Genomic DNA, 17599 nt, shown 5'->3' on the forward strand with positions numbered 1-17599 from the left:
ATGAAACAGAAACTTGTAGTCATCGGAGCCGGCATGGCCTCGGGCCAGGTGCTGGAGCACCTGACCGACGCTGCCCCCGATGCGTTCGACATCACCCTGTTCAACGCCGAGCCACGCGGGAACTACAACCGCATCATGCTGAGCCCAGTTCTCGCAGGCGATCAGACCTATGAAGAGATCGTCACCCATGACGACACTTGGTACGCAGAGCGCGGCATCACCTGCCGGTTTGGCGAGAAGGTCGTCAAAATCGACCGCGACCTGAAAGTGGTCGAAGGCGAAAACGGTCACGTTCCCTATGACAAACTGATCTTCGGCACCGGGTCGAACCCCTTCATGATCCCGATGCCGGGGCACGACCTGGACGGCGTGATCGCCTATCGCGATCTGGAAGACACCGAACAGATGATGGGCATGGGCACGGGCAACAAGGTCGTCGTGATTGGCGGCGGCTTGCTGGGGCTTGAGGCCGCCGCAGGCATGGCCGCGCGCGGCGCTGACGTGACCGTGGTGCATATCATGGGTCACCTGATGGAGCGTCAACTGGACCCTGCCGCAGGGTATCTGCTGAAGAAATCGCTGGAAGAAAAAGGCATCACCGTTCTGCTGAATGCCAAATCGACCGAGATCGCGGGCAAGGATGGCAAGGCCCGGGCGCTGCTGTTGGAGGACGGCACGGAATTGCCCTGCGACCTGTTGGTGATGGCTGTGGGCATCCGCCCCAACACCGCGCTGGCGCAGGAAACGGGCCTTGCCGTGGGTCGGGGTATTCATGTCGATGACCAAATGATCACCTCGGACGCCGATGTCTATGCCGTAGGCGAATGCGTCGAGCATCAGGGCGAGGTCTTTGGCCTTGTCGCGCCGCTCTACGATCAGGCCAAGGTGCTGGCGCAGACCCTGCTGGGCGAGGACGCAGCGTTCAAACAACGTTCGCTCTCGACCAAGCTGAAGGTCACCGGCTGTGATTTGTTCAGCGCCGGAGATTTTGCCGAGGGCGAGACCCGCGAAGACATCGTGTTCCGCGACCCGGCGCGCGGCGTTTACAAACGGCTGGTGCTGGAAGGTGACAAGCTGGTCGGCGCGGTCATGTATGGCGACACCGGTGACAGCAACTGGTTCTTCGGCCTGATCCGCAATGGCGAGGACGTATCCGAGATGCGTGAGACGCTGATCTTTGGCCCGGCCTATCAGGGGGGCGGCTCTGCGGACCCTCTCTCAGCCGTTGCAGCATTGCCGCCTGAGGCGGAAATCTGTGGCTGCAACGGCGTTTGCAAATCCGACATCACCACAGCCATTGCAGATGGCGCAACCGATCTGGGCGCGATCCGCGCGACCACCAAGGCCAGCGCCTCTTGCGGGACGTGCACCGGACTGGTCGAACAATTGCTTCAGGTCACACTGGGCGATGACTTCCAGATGCCCACCGCCCAACCGATCTGCGGTTGCTGCGACCTGACCCACGAAGACATCCGCCGCCTGATCAAATCGCAAGAGTTGAAAAATCAGGAAGCCGTCTGGCAGGAGCTGGGCTGGAAGACGCTGAACGGTTGCCATGTCTGCCGCCCGGCGGTGAACTACTACCTGCTGGCCGACTGGCCAGTGGAATATCAGGACGACCCGCAAAGCCGTTTCGTCAACGAACGCAAACACGCCAACATTCAAAAGGACGGCACATTCAGCGTCGTGCCCCGTATGTGGGGTGGCATCACCAACCCGGCAGAACTGCGTGCCATCGCAGATGCGGCCGAGAAGTACGATGTTCCCACGGTCAAAGTCACCGGCGGGCAGCGTATCGACCTGCTGGGCGTGAAAGGCACGGACCTGCCCTATATCTGGTCCGATCTGAACAAGGCCGGGCTGGTCTCGGGCCACGCGTACTCCAAGGGTCTGCGCACGGTGAAAACCTGTGTCGGCACCGATCACTGCCGGTTCGGGACACAGGACAGCACTGGGCTGGGCGTGAAGCTAGAGAAGATCCTCTGGGGCTCTTGGACGCCGCACAAGCTGAAGCTGGCGGTTTCGGGTTGCCCGCGTAACTGTGCCGAGGCGACGTGCAAGGATATCGGCGTGGTCTGTGTCGACAGTGGCTATCAGATCAGCATTGGCGGTGCCGCTGGCATGGACGTCAAGGAAACCGAGCTGCTGGTTCAGGTGCCCGCTGAGGATGAGGCGATCGAGGTCGTCATGGCCGTCACCCAGGCCTATCGCGAGGGCGGCAAGTATCTGGACCGCCTGTATAAATGGATGGCGAAGGTCGGCCTCGACTGGATCAAGGAAACCGTGGTGGATGACCTCGACAACCGCCGCGCATTGGTCGAGCGGTTTGAACTCAGCCAATCCATCTATCGCAAAGACCCGTGGGCAGAACACGCCAAAGAAGCCCAACGCTTTGCGCCTATCGCCGATCTGACATTGGAGGCCGCAGAATGAGCTGGATCGACATCGGACATATCGACGACATCCCCCTGCGCGGCGCACGCGTGGTGAAAACGCCCGTTGGCTGCGTCGCCCTGTTCCGCACGGCTGAGGACGAAGTCTTTGCCGCTTCGGACACCTGCCCGCACAAGGGCGGCCCCCTGTCCGAGGGCATCGTACATGGGCAATCCGTCACTTGCCCGCTGCACAATTGGGTGTTCGACCTGAACTCAGGGCAGGCGCAGGGCGCGGATGAAGGCCAGATCACCACTTATTCAGTGCAGTTGGACGGCGAACGCATCCTGCTGGACAGCACCACATTGGGGCAAAGGAGCGCCGCGTGAAAGACCTGAGTGCCTGCGCTACGCGCTCAACCTGCCCCTATTGCGGGGTGGGTTGCGGTGTTCTGCTGCAACCGGATGGCGCGGGGGGCCTGACCGTCACCGGCGACCCGGATCACCCGGCCAATCAGGGGCGGCTGTGTTCCAAGGGTTCGGCCTTGGCCGAAACGGTGGGCCTGTCGCAACGGCTGCTGTCGCCCGTAGTCTCGGGCGAGCAGACCGGCTGGGACGATGCCCTGCAACTGGTCGCCGACCGCTTCCGCGACACCATCGCTGAACACGGGCCGGATTCGGTGGCTTTCTATGTCTCGGGCCAGTTGCTGACCGAAGATTACTATGTCGCCAACAAGCTGATGAAAGGCTTCATCGGCTCGGCCAATATCGACACGAATTCGCGGCTGTGCATGGCCTCGACCGTTGCGGGCCACAAACGCGCCTTTGGCACCGACACCGTGCCCGGCACCTATGAGGATCTGGACGAAGCCGATCTGGTCGTGCTGGCCGGGTCCAATCTGGCGTGGTGCCACCCGGTTCTGTATCAGCGCCTGATGGCGGCGCGGCAAACGCGCGGGACCAAGATCGTCGTGATCGACCCGCGCCGCACGGCGTCCTGTGACAGTGCCGATCTGCACCTGCCACTTGCTGCGGGCAGCGATGTGGCTCTGTTCAATCACCTGCTGACGCAGATCGACGCCGCCGGGCTGGTGGATACCGATTTCCTGACCCACACCACCGGCATTCACGCGGCGCTGGACAGCGCGCTGGCCGATAACGTCTCTGTCACAGGACTGGACCCCGACGACATCGCGCAATTCTGTCAGATGTGGATGGGCACTGAAAAGGTCGTGACAATCTTCAGTCAGGGCGTGAACCAATCCAGCGCGGGCAGTGACAAGGTCAACGCGATCCTGAACTGCCATCTGGCCACGGGGCGCATCGGCAAGCCCGGCTGTGGTCCGCTGTCAGTCACCGGTCAGCCCAACGCCATGGGCGGGCGCGAAGTCGGCGGGCTGGCCAATATGCTCGCCTGTCATCTGGATATCGAAAACGCCGATCACCGCGCCGCTGTGCGCGATTTCTGGTCGGCCCCGACCATGCCCGAGGCTCCGGGCCTCAAGGCCGTGGATCTGTTCCGCGCCGTGGGCGACGGCCGCTTCAAGGCGCTGTGGGTGATCCATACAAACCCCGTGGTGTCGATGCCCGAGGCCAACGCAGTGCGCGACGCCATCGCCGCCTGTCCGTTCACGGTGGTCTCGGACATCACGGCGCGTACCGATACGGCGCGACTGGCCGATGTGCTGCTGCCCGCCGCCGCATGGGCCGAGAAAGACGGCACCGTCACCAATTCCGATCGCACGATCAGCCGACAACGCTCGGTCTTGCCTGCACCCGGACAGGCCCGCGCGGATTGGGACATTTTGGCCGAGGTCGGGCGGCGGATGGGTTGGGCCTCGGCTTTTGATTACCAAACGCCCGGAGAGATTTTCCGCGAATACGCCACGCTGTCTGGTGTGGCTGCCAAGTTCGGGCGCGATTTCGACATCTCGGGCCTTAGCGATCTGGACGCGGCGGGCTATGACGCTCTGGAGCCGACGCGCTGGCCCATTACCGCCAACCGGCAGGGCGGGCGGTTTTTTGCGGATGGGCAGTTCTATCATCCTGACGGCAAAGCCCGGCTGCTGCCGGTCACATGGCGCGCGCCTGCGGCCAAGACCGAACCACGCTATCCGTTCTGGCTGAATACCGGGCGACTACGCGATCAGTGGCACACGATGACCCGCACTGGCCTGTCCGCGCGCCTGTCCGCGCACCTGCCCGAACCGTTTCTGGACATCCACCCCGACGATGCGCGCGACAAGGGAATAGACCCCGCCGATTTGGTGCAGGTTTCCAGCCCGCATGGTACATCCATCCTGCGGGCGCGGATCACTCGTGATGTCACCAAAGGGCAGGTGTTTGCGCCCATCCACTGGACAGGGGAAACCGCTCCTTCGGCCCGGATCGACACTGTGGTTGCGGCGGCGACGGACCCAGTATCGGGGCAACCCGAAAGCAAAGCGTCCGTGGTGAACATCACCCGGTTCAACGCCAAATGGTATGGGTTTGCGGTGTCGGATCGTGAAATGACGCCTGCGTGCGAATATTGGGCGCAAACACCCACCAAATCCGGCTACCGCGCGGAATTGGCAGGGTCCGAGAGCGTCAGCGATTGGCAAACTGCCGCGCGCAACCTGTTTGGGCTGCCTGATGCCGACGTCACACTGCTTGAGGACCCGGCACGCAGTTTGGCGAGGCTTGCGTTTCACGAAAACGGGCGTCTGGTGGCGGCCTTGTTCATCGCGCCCGAACTGGTGGCCGTGATGCGCGACTATCTGGCGACGCTGCCGCAGGTCCCCGACCTGTTGTCTGGTCGTGCACCTGCGGACCGGCCCGACCCCGGCCCGGTACTGTGTTCCTGTTTCGACCTGGGCGTGAACACCATCCTCACCGCCATCGAAACCAAAACTCTGATGACCGTCGAAGCCATTGGCGACGCGTTGCAGGCCGGAACCAATTGCGGATCATGCCGCCCGGAACTGGCAAGCCTGCTGGCGTCAGCGCACCAGAAAGAGGCCGCCCAGTAACCCTAGAACCGCACAGACTCGCCAGTCTCCAACGCCTGCTGCGCGGCCAGACCAATGCGTACGGCCCACATCCCGTCCTGCAAGGTTACCTCGGGGGCGGGCTTTTCACCGCGCAGGACGGTCAGAAAGCCTTGATGCTGGTAAAAGGTGGATCCGTTATGATCACCCGCCGCCAGAAGGCGCGGATCGACGGGGATGTCCTTGGCGACCGGCCCCTTGGGCGCGCGCGGGCTGACAATCAGTTGCGGCACCGGCGCATCGCCTAGATGGTCGGGCCAGAAACGGCCCGGTCCGGGGACCAACGCTTCGATCTTGGCATCCGGACCAACCGCTGAGATTTCTTCCTGATACCGCGCGCCTTCAGCGAACATACACAGTTCCAACATCGCCCGCGCGCCCGAGGCGAAGTCGACCATGACGTAGCCGTGGTCCAGAATGTCGGGTGTTTCGCCGTCGTAAGCCTCGTCCAGATGATTGACGGCTTGCCCACCGCTGGCCGTTACACGCACCGGGTCCGATTGCAGGATCAGACGCATGAGGTCGAAGAAGTGGCAGCATTTTTCGACAAACGTGCCGCCCGTATTGCGGTTGAAGCGGTTCCAGTTGCCGACCTTTTCCAGAAATGGAAAGCGGTGTTCCCTGATGGTCAGCATTTTGACCCCGCCGGTCACCTGCGCCTCGTCAATCAGGGCAGCGATGGGCGGCATATAACGATACTCCATCGCCACCCAGATCGGATGGGGGTAATCGCGCTGGATGGCCTCTAATCGCGCCTTATCCGACGGGTCCGTGAACAGGGGTTTTTCCACCAGCAAGGGCAAAGGCCGCGCCCGCGCGATCTGTTCGATCTGATCCACGTGCAAGTGATTTGGGCTGGCGATAACAATGCAATCCAGATCCTCCACGGCAAGCAGGTCTTCGACCGACGCCACCATCTGCGCACTGGGCGCAATCGCTTGCGCCGTTTTGGCCATCTCGGCGTCGGGTTCGAAAATCGCCGATACCTGCGTGCCCTCTAGCAACGCGATATTGTGCAGGTGTTCCTGCCCCATCATGCCGCATCCGATCAGCCCGTAATGGATGGTCCGGGTCATGCACGTTTCCTTCTACTTCAGACGTTGGACATAAGTGGCCCGATCCGGGTCGAACCACGTTTTTGAAAACTCGACCGGTTCCGGCCCCTCGGACCAGCTGAACCGCTCAATATAACCCGCCGTTTCGCCAGCGGGTTTGGTAAAGGAATCTGGTGTCCACTTGGGCAGCGCGCGGACCGAAACGCGATCCTCGGCCCGTGTGATCCAGAAACCAAGCTGCTGCTGATAATAACGATAGAGCGAATCCGACAGCAGCGCCTGATCCACTTTTCCGGCGGAATCATCCAGCCAGATTTCCTCGACCGCGATGATTGTGTCATTCAAATAGCGCATCCGCCGCACCCGCGAGCCTTTGGCCGAGGTGCCGAATTCCGGCAGATCGGCGGGCTTTTCAAGATGATCCACCGACAGGATATCGGCGCGCGGCAGGCCACCGCCTTGGGGCAGTTCCAGCCGGAACATCGCATAAACACTGTTCTGCGTCCCAGTCTCGCGGATGTAATTGCCCGAGCCCTGAATACGCTCCAACATCCCTTTTTTCTCAAGCTCAGCCAGCGATTTTCGCAGCGTCCCGACCGAGACATTCAGGTTCGCCGCCATCTCGCGCTCGGGCGGCAACCGTTCACCATCAATCAAGCGACCCGCAGCGACATCGCGGATCAAAAGCTCGGCGATCTGAACATAGATCGGCAGCGCGTTGGGGTTGCGGCTGTTGGCAGTCATTTCGGGGTGGTTCACCGAGTCGCGGAAAAAATTGATACACTATTGATCTACATCAATGTGATTGCTACGCAAGAGGAAAGTCAAAAGATGCACGGAGAACGAATCAAATGACCATCGTCCCCATCACATCCCCCGATCTTGATGCGGCCGAAGTTTCTTGGTTTGCGGCGCTGTGTTCGGATGACTATCAGTTCTTGGGCGTGCCGGACGGCGACCTGCGGTCGAGTTGGGAGCATTGTTCCGGCATCGTGCGCGAGGCCGAGGCGCAGGGCTTTCGTAACATTCTGTGCCCGTCTTCCTATCAGGTCGGTCAGGACACGCTGAGTTTCGTGGCAGGCTGCGCGCCAATCACCGAAAAGATCAACCTGCTGGCCGCCGTGCGCTGTGGCGAGATGCAGCCCATCATGCTGGCCCGTACCATTGCGACGCTGGATCACATGCTGCAGGGGCGGCTAACGGTGAACATCATATCATCCGATTTCCCCGGTGAGAAAGCCGACAGCGCGTTCCGCTATCAACGCTCGCGCGAGGTAGTCGAGATTCTCAAGCAAGCGTGGACACAGGATGAAATCAACCACGCGGGTGAGGTCTATAACTTCTCGGGCCTGACCACTGATCCGGCCAAGCCTTACCAAACCGGCGGACCGCTTCTGTATTTCGGAGGGTACTCTCCTTCCGCGTTGGACCTGTGTGGCGAGCATTGCGATGTCTATCTGATGTGGCCCGAAACCAAGGATCAACTGGCCGAACGAATGAAGGCCGTCCACGCGGTTGCAGAAAATTACGACCGCACACTGGATTACGGCCTGCGCGTGCACATGATCGTACGCGACACTGAAGCCGAAGCGCAGGAATATGCGGATTACATCGTCTCGAAACTGGACGACGAATATGGCCGTGCGATCCGGGAACGGGCGCTGGACGCGACGTCTTTGGGCGTAGCGCATCAGGCCAAGAACCGCGATTTGGCGGATGAATATGGCTATGTCGAACCCGGCCTGTGGACAGGCGTCGGCCGCGCGCGCTCGGGCTGCGGCGCAGCTTTGGTCGGGTCGACCGATCAGGTCATGTCCAAGATCGAGGAATATCAGAAGATGGGTATCCGCGCTTTCATCTTCTCGGGCTACCCGCACATGGATGAGGCAAAGCACTTTGGTGCCCGTGTCATGCCCAACCTGAAAACCTGTTCGCTGCCCGAAGCCTATGGGCGCGTACCCGCAACCACCCCGGCCACCCCGCTGGGCAACGGAGTTCGTCGCTGATGCAACGTGTAAAACTATCCAACACGCTGGAAATGAGCCGCCTTGTCTATGGCATGTGGCGGCTGGGCGATGACAGCGATACCTCGGCTGCTCATGTCGAGGCCAAGATTCAAGCCTGCCTAGATCAGGGCATTACCAGTTTCGATCAGGCGGATATCTATGGCGATTACGGGGCCGAGGCTGTATTGGGCAATACCCTGCGCGCCAATCCTGCGCTGCGCGCGAAGATGGAGATCGTCACCAAGTGCGATATCGTGGCACCGATCGGGCGATATTCGGACGCGAAGGTCAAATACTATGACACCTCGCGCGCCCATATTCTGAAATCGGTCGAGACTTCTCTGACCGAAATGGCCATCGACCATATCGACCTGCTGCTGATCCACCGCCCTGATCCGTTCATGAATCACCATGAAACCGGCGCCGCCCTGGACGAAATGGTTGCCAGCGGCAAGGTCCGTGCGGTTGGTGTGTCAAATTTCCGACCTTGGGACTGGACCCTGCTGCAGTCAGCGATGAATACACCGCTGGTCACCAATCAGATCGAAATTTCTCTGGGCGAGATCAGCCCATTTACCAATGGCGATCTGGCCTTTCACCAGCAGCATGGTCAGCCCGTGATGGCGTGGTCGCCGCTGGGAGGCGGGATGTTGATGGCCGGAAACCCACCTGTCGGGGTAGTCGCGGATGAAATCGCTGCTGAATTCGGTGTGGACCGCGCGGCGGTGGCTGTTGCGTTCCTACTGGCTCACCCGGCAGGTATCCTTCCGGTTATGGGCACCAACAACCTGTCCCGGATCAAGACCATCTCGGACGCATTGAAAGTTAATCTGGATCGCGAAAGCTGGTTCCGCCTGTACGAGGCGGCGCTGGGGCATGAGGTACCATGATGAATGCAATCTCAAAGGACATGACCCACACATTCGTCCCGCACAAGGACGACACCCGCACGTTGCGGGACGCCTTTGGACGGTTCGCCACAGGTGTCACGATCGTCACCTGCAACAGCGATGACGGCCCAGTCTGTATCACGGCGAACAGCTTTTCGTCCCTGTCGTTGGACCCGCCGCTGATCATGTGGGCCGGTGACCGCAACTCGCGCCGGTTCCCCTATTTCCACAAGGCACGCCATTTCAGTGTGCACGTGCTATCGTCGGAACAGGCCGAACTATGTTTTGGATGCTCGAAAGACGCGTTTGCGCTGCGGGAAATTGACCATGACCGGTGCGGGAACGGAACACCGCTGCTGCCGGATTGTCTGGCGCGGTTCGAATGCGAACAGCACGCCTATCACGACGCAGGCGACCACGTGATCGTCGTGGGCAAAGTTCTCAAGGTCAGCATGGCGGATGGAGACGCGCTGACCTTTTACGCCGGGAAACTCGGCCAATTCGCGCAGAACTAAGCGCGATCTGACGACCGCAGGGCAAACCTGCGGCTGAACAAGGGAGGATCCGCATGGGCGGACTGGCAACGGCGCTTGCGCCGATTGCATTCGTGAACGAAACCGTGCTGCGTTTGGGCCGCGCGGTTGGCATTGTTGCGATTGCATTAATGGTGATCGCAATCCTGATTCAGGTGTTCTTCCGATACGTTCTGGGCAACGCCCTGCCCTGGCCGGATGAGGCCGCGCGGTTTTGTATGTTGTGGATGACCGGGCTGATGGCGCCTACCGCGTTCCGGCGTGGCGGGTTCGTTGCAATCGACATGGTGCCCATGATGCTGCCGCGTGTGCTGGGGCAGTTGCTGACCTTGTTTTTGCTGATCGTTTCACTTGCCGTTCTGTTGGTGGCGGTCAATATCGGCTGGTCCGAAGTGACCGGCTTTGGCGGCAAGTTTGCGACGGCTGCGCTGTATATCCCTACCTCCTTCGGGTTCGACGAGTGGTACCGCGTCCCACGTAGCTGGATGATGGCTTCGTTGCTGGTTGGGGTGATCCTACTGATCGCGGTGAATATCGAGCTGATCCTGCGGGCCATCCTGACTTTGTTGGGGGGCGGAGACCTGTTGCCCAAAATCGCAGACGCACCGGTGGGGGCTGAATAGATGCTGATCTGGTTCCTGCCCACCTTCCTGATTTTCCTGATGATCGGCCTGCCGGTCTTTTTCGCCCTTCTGGCCGCGCCTGGCATTCTGTTGTGGCTGAGCGGCCAGACCAACGACATCACGTTGCTGTATCGGAACGTCTATAACGGCATGGACAGCTTTCCCCTGATGGCGATCCCGTTCTTCATGCTGGCCGGCGAGTTGATGAACCGCGGCGGCATCACGATCCGTCTGGTCGAGTTCTCTCAGGCGTTGATGGGTCACTTCCGGGGCGGTCTGGCCCATGTGAACGTCCTGAGTTCAATCCTGTTCGCTGGCCTCTCGGGGTCGGCGGTGGCCGATACCTCGGCACTGGGGTCGATGCTGATTCCGGCGATGGAGAAACAGGGTTATACCCGCCGCTTCGCTGCCGCAATCACAGCGGCCAGTTCGGTGATCGGGCCAATCATTCCACCCTCGGGGATCATGATCATTTACGCCTACGTCATGGGTGAAAGCGTGGCGGCCCTGTTCCTTGCTGGCATCGTGCCCGGCGTGATGGTCGGCGTCGGTCTGATGCTGATGATCAAGGTGATGGCCGACAAGTACGACTTCCCTGTCGCCAGCCGCAAATACACATGGCCCGAGCGTCGTCAGGCCAGCCTCAAAGCGTTCTTTCCGCTGCTGACACCCGTCATCATTCTGGGCGGCATCCTCGGCGGCATCTTCACCCCGACAGAGGCCGCTGCGGTCGCTGTAGGCTATGCATTCATCATCGGGTTCTTCGTCCTGCGCACGCTGACCCTGAAAGAAGTGCCCGAGATCCTGAGCAACGCGGGTCTGACCTCGGCGGTCGTCTTGCTGCTGGTCGGTGCCGCGATGGCGTTCAAGACGGTTGTCAGCCTCAGCCATGCGCCGGAACAACTGGCGGCGCTGATCCTTGGCCTGTCGGAAAACCCACTGATCCTGCTGTTCCTGATCAACCTGCTGCTGTTTGTCGTCGGCATGTTTCTGGACGCAGGCCCGGCGATCATCATCCTTGGCCCCATCCTTGCGCCCATCTTCACCAGCCTTGGTGTGGACCCGATCCACTTTGCCATTATCATGAGCGTCAACCTGACCGTCGGCCTTGCCACGCCACCCATGGGGCTGGTGCTATTCGTGGCCGCTGCCGTGTCGCGCGAAAAGGTCGAGACCATCGCCAAGGCGATTCTGCCGTTTCTGGCTGTCGAAATCATAGTGATCTTCCTGATCACCTATGTCCCCGCACTATCCATGACGATCCCGAGGATAACGGGATTTGCAAACTAAACTGAGTATCACAGGGAGGAAACGAATGCTCAGAAGATTTATCAAAACCGCAGCGGTGGCCACCTCGGTGCTGGCCGCATCCGCACTTGCCGCCACCGCCGCAGACTACACCCTGCGCGCCACCGCGAACTCGAACGAAAACGACGAAGACTATGACGGTCTGATCGTTTTCAAGAACTATGTCGAGGCCGCATCGAACGGCGCGATTGAAGTCGAGTTGTTCATTGGCACCCAGCTTTGCTCGAACGGGGCTGAATGTCTGCAGGGCGTGGCAGATGGCACCATCCACATCTACATCTCAACCTCGGGCGGCGCGTCGGGCATCTTCCCCTATGTTCAGGTTCTGGACTTGCCTTACCTGATGGCGGATGACCGCGTGGCCGAGCATGTGCTGTCCGGCGATTTCACTCGCAAGATGCGCGAAATGGCTCTTGAGGATTCCGGTGGCGCGATCCGTCTGATGACCATCGGCAACACTGGAGGCTGGCGCAACTTTGCCAACACGCAGCGTCGGATTGCTGAACCAGCCGATATGGAAGGTCTGAAAATCCGCACGGTGGTCGCGGACCTGCCGCAGGAACTGGTTAAGGCGTTGGGTGCGTCGCCCACACCGATCCCGTGGCCGGAACTGTTCACCAGCTTTCAGACCGGTGTGGTTGAAGGGTCGAAAAACGGCATCACCGACATCATGGGGATGAAATTCCCCGATGCGGGTCTGCAATACGTCACACTGGACGGCCACGCCTATATGGGCGCGCTGTGGTGGATGAACAACGCCAAGTTCCAAGAGATGCCCGAGGACATGCGCCGTGTCGTGGTCGACGGATTCTACGCGCTGCAACAGGCGACCTTTGCCTCGCCCAAGCGCAAGTCGATCCAGGCTTATGAAGATTTCGTCGCCGGTGGTGGAGATCTCTATGTCCCGACGCCCGAACAGAAGGCTGCCTTCAAAGAGGCCGCAACCCCTGTCTATGAGTGGTTCCAGACCAATGTGGGCCGTGGGGATGAGGTGTTCAACGCGCTGACCGAGGCCGTCGCCGAGGCGGAGGCCGACATCAACGCCTCACGCGATGCGGACCTGAACTAAGCGAACAGGGCCGGGCGATGGCGTCCGGCCCTTACCGAAACGGGTACATCCACCCTTTGTAGTCATTTACCAAAACATGCGCCCTTTCGATCTGCTCCGGCGACATTTTCTTGACCACTTCCTCAAGGCTGATCGCCGCGTCGGGATCGCCGCCAATGGTACTGAGCGTGTACCACATATAGGCCCTAACCAGATCGGGCGCGGGCATTCCCAGACCCAGTTCATAGTACCAGCCGATACCCGATTGCGCGCCCGGGTGCCCCTTCATCGAGGCGCGCAGATACCATTCAAACGCGCGTTCGTAATCCTGTTCGACCCCCAGCCCAAGACCGTACATGACGCCGATCAACTCCTCGGCCTCGGCATTGCCGGACCGTGCCGCTGGCAGCAGTTCTTCGCGCGCGGCTTCAAATTCACCGGCTTCCATCATGTCGCGGGCCTGTTCCAGTTCGGCCAGCGCCGGAGATGCAAAAAGACAAAGGGCAAATACAAGCTGGCGCATGGGGTTTTCTTCCTGTTCGTCGGCGTGGCTGCGGCACAGGACTTGCCGCGCCCGCTGACCGATGATGACTTTATCCTCTTTGATAGGGAACAGGCCGCCATCGGTCATCAACTGTTTTACGACCCCATCTTGTCAGGCAACCAGAACATATCCTGCGCCCATTGCCACCACCCGGATTTCGGTACATCCGATGGGTTGTCTTTGGGCATAGGCGAAGGCGGACAGGGGCTGGGGCCAGAGCGCACACCGGGTGTCGGTGCGAATAAAATCCGCAAGCGCATTCCACGCAATTCGCCCGGTCTCTGGAACCTTGGGGCTAAGGACATTCACACCGTCTTCCACGATGGCCGTCTGAGTATCTCGGACGTTTACGGCAACGGTTTCAACTCACCCGCGCAGGAATGGATGCCTGAAGGGTTGAACTCATTACTGGCTGCGCAAGCGCTATTTCCGCTAACCTCGCAATTCGAAATGGCCGGAAATGTCGGCGAAAATCAGGTGACCGGAGCGGTTGCCGACCGGATTGATCTGGGCTGGCCGATCCTTGCCAAACGCGTGCGCACCGATCCGCGCTATGGCCCTGCGATGGTCGCCGCCTTTGATGAGGTCATCACGACCGAGGACATCACGATCACCCAGATCGCGAACGCGCTGGCCGCGTTCACGGCCGTTGAGTGGCGCAGCACGGACAGCTCGTTCGATCAATATCTTGCAGGCGACGCCAACGCCCTGACACCTGCCCAAAAGGACGGGATGGCCTTGTTTTTCGGTAAGGCCCAGTGTTCCACCTGCCATTCCGGTCCGTTGATGTCAGATCAGAAATTCCACGCGCTGGCCTTGCCGCCCTTTGGTCCGGGCCGGACCCGGCAATGGGACCCCTACGTGCGCGATGTCGGGCGCATGGGGGAAAGCGACCGGCTAGAAGATGCTTATCGCTTTCGCACGCCGATGCTGCGCAACGTGGCTCTGACCGCGCCTTATGGACATAACGGGGCCTTTCCCGATCTCGAAAGCATGATCCGCCATCACCTGAACCCGGAACGCAGTCTGTCACAATGGACCCACGACATGGCGGCTTTGCCCAAGGTTCCCTGGCTGCACAAAGCCGATTTCTTGGTCTGGGATGACAGGTTGGAAATGGACCGGCAGCGCAGCAAGATTGACATCACTCCGCTGCAACTGTCGGACGCCGAAATCACAAAGCTCGTGGCGTTTCTGAACGCACTGACCGGGACGAGCGTGGACACGCCACCATTCGGCGTGCCCGACAATTTCCAACCCTAAGAAAAACCCCGCACGTGGCGGGGTTCTTGTTACTCTGCGGCTTCCTCATATTCTGACATGGGCGGGCATGTGCAGACGAGGTTCCGATCCCCATACGCATTATCGACGCGGTTGACCGGCGACCAATACTTGTCGACACCCATGGAACCCGGAGGGAAACACGCCTGTTCCCGGGTATAGGGGCGATCCCAGTCGCCGACCAAATCGCGCACCGTGTGGGGGGCGTTTTTCAGCGGGTTGTTCTCCGCGTCGATCTTGCCGTCGATGATGTCCTGCGCCTCGGCCCGGATCGACAACATCGCGTCGCAGAAGCGGTCCAACTCAGCCATCGGTTCGGATTCGGTGGGTTCGACCATAAGGGTTCCAGCCACCGGCCAGCTCATCGTAGGCGCGTGGAAGCCTGAATCGACCAGACGTTTGGCAATGTCATCCACGCTGACATGGGCTGCCTCGTCCAAGGGCCGGGTGTCGAGGATGCATTCATGCGCCACACGACCCGACTCGGACGTGTAGAGGATCGGATAGGCCTCCTGAAGACGCGCCGCGATGTAGTTGGCGTTCAGGATCGCCACTTTGGTCGCCTGCGTCAGACCCGCGCCACCCATCAGCAGCACATAGGCCCAGCTGACCGGCAGGATCGACGGCGAGCCGAAGGGTGCCGCCGAGACCGGACCGACGGCGGTGCCGTATTTCGGATGGCCGGGCAGGTGTTCCTCAAGATGCGCCTTAACGCCGATCGGACCCATGCCGGGGCCGCCGCCGCCATGCGGGATGCAGAAGGTTTTGTGCAGGTTTAGGTGGCTGACGTCGCCGCCGATATCCCCCGGACGCGACAGACCCACCATGGCGTTCATGTTGGCCCCGTCGATATAGACCTGACCGCCGTGATCATGGGTGATCTGGCAGACCTCCTGCACGGTGGTCTCGAACACGCCGTGGGTCGAGGGGTAGGTGATCATGCACCCGGCCAGATGATCTGAATGCTTTTCGGCCTTGGCGCGGAAGTCGTTCAGATCAATATTGCCATTCTCATCCGATTGCACCGGCACCACCTGCCAGCCCACCATCTGCGCCGAGGCCGGGTTGGTGCCATGGGCCGAGGTCGGGATCAGGCAGACATTGCGGTGCCCTTCGCCGCGCGCGAAGTGATAATTGCGGATGGTCAGCAGGCCTGCATATTCACCCTGCGCGCCCGAGTTAGGCTGCTGGCTGATCGCGTCATAGCCGGTGATTTGGCACAGCTTGTCGTTCAGATCGGCAATCATCTCATGATAGCCCTGCGCCTGATCTTCGGGGCAGAACGGGTGCAGATTGCCGAACTCGGGCCATGTGACCGGAATCATCTCGATCGTGGCGTTCAGCTTCATGGTGCACGAGCCCAGCGGGATCATCGCCCGGTCCAGCGCCAGGTCGCGGTCGGCCAGACGGCGCATATAGCGGGTCATTTCGGCTTCGGCCCGGTTCTTGTGGAAGATCGGGTGGGTTAGATAAGGCGTCTCGCGCAAGGCGTAGTCCGGCAGGCGATAGGCAACGTTAGAACTGTCGTCCTGACGGTCGATGCCGAAGGCACCCCAGACGGCCTCGATGGTTTCGGCGCGGGTCTGTTCGTCCAGGCTGATGCCCACTTTCGTCTCGCCGACTTTGCGAAGGTTGACGCCACGGGCCACGGCGGCCTCCATGACGGTCTTTTGCAGATGGCCAACCTCGACCGTGATGGTGTCAAAGAACACTTCTGGTTCGACGGCAAAGCCCGCATCCTCCAGCCCGACGGCCAGACGCGAGGTTTTGCGATGTACCGATTGTGCAATCGCCTTGATGCCATCTGGGCCGTGATAGACCGCATACATCGAGGCAATCACCGCCAGAAGCGCCTGCGCGGTGCAGACGTTCGAGTTCGCCTTTTCACGCCGGATATGCTGCTCGCGGGTCTGCAGCGCCAGGCGGTAGGCTTTGTTGCCACGGCTGTCGATGCTGACACCGATGATACGGCCAGGCATCGCGCGCTTCAGCTTGTCGGTGGTCGCCATATAGGCCGCGTGGGGCCCGCCATAGCCCATCGGCACGCCGAACCGTTGGGTCGAGCCGATTGCAATATCCGCGCCCATCTCACCGGGGGATTTCAGCAGCGCCAGCGACAGGATGTCGGCGGCGACAATGGCAATGGCTTTGTGTTCATGCAGCGCCGCAATCTCGGCGGTGAAGTCGCGCACATGGCCATGGGTGCCAGGGTACTGGAAGATCGCGCCAAAGACGGCACCGGCCTCCAGTTGGTCAGGATCGCCCACCTGCACGTCGATGCCCAAAGGTTCGGCGCGTGTTTTGATCACGGCGATGGTCTGCGGGTGGCAGTTGCGGTCGACAAAGAAAGCCGCGTTGTTGGCCTTGGACCGGCCACCGCGTTTGGCCATCGCCATAGCTTCGGCTGCGGCGGTGGCTTCGTCCAGCAACGAAGCATTCGCCACGTCCAGCCCGGTCAAGTCGCTGACCATGGTTTGGAAGTTCAACAGCGCCTCAAGACGGCCCTGGCTGATCTCGGGCTGATAAGGCGTATAGGCGGTGTACCAGGCCGGGTTTTCCAGGATGTTGCGCAGGATCGGCGCGGGCGTGGTGGTGCCGTAATACCCTTGGCCAATCAGCGAGGTCAGAACCTTGTTTTTGCTCGCCACCTCTTTCATGTGGAACAGCGCATCCCGTTCCGTCATCGCCGGACCCCAGTCCAAGGGTTCCTTCTGCCGGATCGCGGGCGGGACGGTGGCGTCGATCAGTTGGTCCAGCGTCTTGAAGCCGATCACCTTGAGCATATCGCGCATCTCGGTCGGGCTGGGTCCGATATGGCGACGGTTGGCAAAGTCATAGGCTTCGTAGTCAGTCAGTTTGAAAGCCATGTGGTGCGCTCCTGTCGGGTAGGTCAGGCCCGGCGGCGACTGC

At 60.7% G+C, this 17599-nt stretch carries 14 protein-coding genes; 10 read left to right on the forward strand and 4 right to left on the reverse strand.

The features are described from left to right. Genes nirB through ACT2B1_RS18335 form a run of 3 tightly spaced genes read left to right on the forward strand, consistent with a single transcriptional unit; the run spans position 1 to position 5383 of the window. Positions 1 to 2433: a nitrite reductase large subunit NirB gene (gene nirB / locus ACT2B1_RS18325; protein WP_171240128.1), complete on the forward strand. Its 2433-nt coding sequence runs from the start codon at positions 1 to 3 to the stop codon at positions 2431 to 2433. Further along, positions 2430 to 2762, forward strand: coding sequence for a nitrite reductase small subunit NirD (nirD, locus tag ACT2B1_RS18330; protein ID WP_481668323.1), 333 nt, complete (start codon positions 2430 to 2432; stop codon positions 2760 to 2762). The genes nirB and nirD overlap by 4 nt, the downstream gene beginning before the upstream one ends. Then, on the forward strand, positions 2759 to 5383 hold the full coding sequence (locus ACT2B1_RS18335; protein WP_481668324.1) for a molybdopterin-dependent oxidoreductase: 2625 nt from the start codon (positions 2759 to 2761) through the stop codon (positions 5381 to 5383). Before nirD ends, ACT2B1_RS18335 begins: the two co-directional genes overlap by 4 nt. A 2-nt stretch (positions 5384 to 5385) precedes the next feature. On the opposite strand, the gene ACT2B1_RS18340 is transcribed toward ACT2B1_RS18335, so the two are convergent. Together ACT2B1_RS18340 and ACT2B1_RS18345 are read right to left on the reverse strand one after the other, a co-directional pair. Next, positions 5386 to 6477, reverse strand: a complete 1092-nt coding sequence (locus ACT2B1_RS18340) for a Gfo/Idh/MocA family protein (protein ID WP_481668325.1) — start codon at positions 6475 to 6477, stop codon at positions 5386 to 5388. A gap of 12 nt (positions 6478 to 6489) precedes the next feature. Then, entirely contained in the window at positions 6490 to 7200 is a 711-nt protein-coding gene (locus ACT2B1_RS18345) for a GntR family transcriptional regulator (protein WP_171124618.1), read from the reverse strand. A 107-nt stretch (positions 7201 to 7307) separates the two neighbouring features. On the opposite strand from ACT2B1_RS18345, the gene ACT2B1_RS18350 reads away from it, so the two are divergent. From ACT2B1_RS18350 to ACT2B1_RS18375, 6 genes are read left to right on the forward strand one after another with little or no spacing between them, the layout of a single operon-like run. Next, positions 7308 to 8462, forward strand: coding sequence for an LLM class flavin-dependent oxidoreductase (locus tag ACT2B1_RS18350; RefSeq protein ID WP_171124620.1), 1155 nt, complete (start codon positions 7308 to 7310; stop codon positions 8460 to 8462). Beyond that, on the forward strand, positions 8462 to 9352 hold the full coding sequence (locus ACT2B1_RS18355) for an aldo/keto reductase (protein ID WP_171240124.1): 891 nt from the start codon (positions 8462 to 8464) through the stop codon (positions 9350 to 9352). Before ACT2B1_RS18350 ends, ACT2B1_RS18355 begins: the two co-directional genes overlap by 1 nt. Beyond that, positions 9352 to 9867, forward strand: coding sequence for a flavin reductase family protein (locus tag ACT2B1_RS18360; RefSeq protein WP_171126455.1), 516 nt, complete (start codon positions 9352 to 9354; stop codon positions 9865 to 9867). The genes ACT2B1_RS18355 and ACT2B1_RS18360 overlap by 1 nt, the downstream gene beginning before the upstream one ends. Before the next feature lie 53 nt (positions 9868 to 9920). Further along, on the forward strand, positions 9921 to 10508 hold the full coding sequence (locus tag ACT2B1_RS18365; protein ID WP_171240123.1) for a TRAP transporter small permease: 588 nt from the start codon (positions 9921 to 9923) through the stop codon (positions 10506 to 10508). Then, the gene (locus ACT2B1_RS18370) at positions 10509 to 11798 is read left to right on the forward strand and encodes a TRAP transporter large permease (protein WP_171240122.1); all 1290 of its coding nucleotides are present in this window, start codon (positions 10509 to 10511) and stop codon (positions 11796 to 11798) included. A 25-nt stretch (positions 11799 to 11823) separates the two neighbouring features. Then, positions 11824 to 12885 (forward strand): TRAP transporter substrate-binding protein, encoded by a 1062-nt coding sequence (locus ACT2B1_RS18375; RefSeq protein WP_171240121.1) that lies wholly within the window; start codon positions 11824 to 11826, stop codon positions 12883 to 12885. A gap of 31 nt (positions 12886 to 12916) precedes the next feature. On the opposite strand, the gene ACT2B1_RS18380 is transcribed toward ACT2B1_RS18375, so the two are convergent. Further along, complete coding sequence (locus tag ACT2B1_RS18380; RefSeq protein WP_481668326.1) at positions 12917 to 13387, reverse strand: tetratricopeptide repeat protein; 471 nt, start codon at positions 13385 to 13387, stop codon at positions 12917 to 12919. A 24-nt stretch (positions 13388 to 13411) separates the two neighbouring features. Here ACT2B1_RS18380 and ACT2B1_RS18385 point away from each other — a divergent pair, with 24 nt between their 5' ends. Then, complete coding sequence (locus ACT2B1_RS18385; RefSeq protein ID WP_371808224.1) at positions 13412 to 14671, forward strand: cytochrome-c peroxidase; 1260 nt, start codon at positions 13412 to 13414, stop codon at positions 14669 to 14671. Positions 14672 to 14700: 29 nt separating this feature from the next. Here the strand turns inward: ACT2B1_RS18385 and gcvP are convergent, their stop codons facing one another. Beyond that, positions 14701 to 17556 carry an aminomethyl-transferring glycine dehydrogenase gene (gcvP, locus tag ACT2B1_RS18390; protein WP_481668327.1) on the reverse strand — a complete coding sequence of 952 codons (2856 nt, stop codon included), beginning with the start codon at positions 17554 to 17556 and terminating at the stop codon, positions 14701 to 14703. Positions 17557 to 17599 lie beyond the last annotated feature (43 nt).

The sequence above is a fragment of the Ruegeria sp. S263 genome (assembly GCF_056780525.1).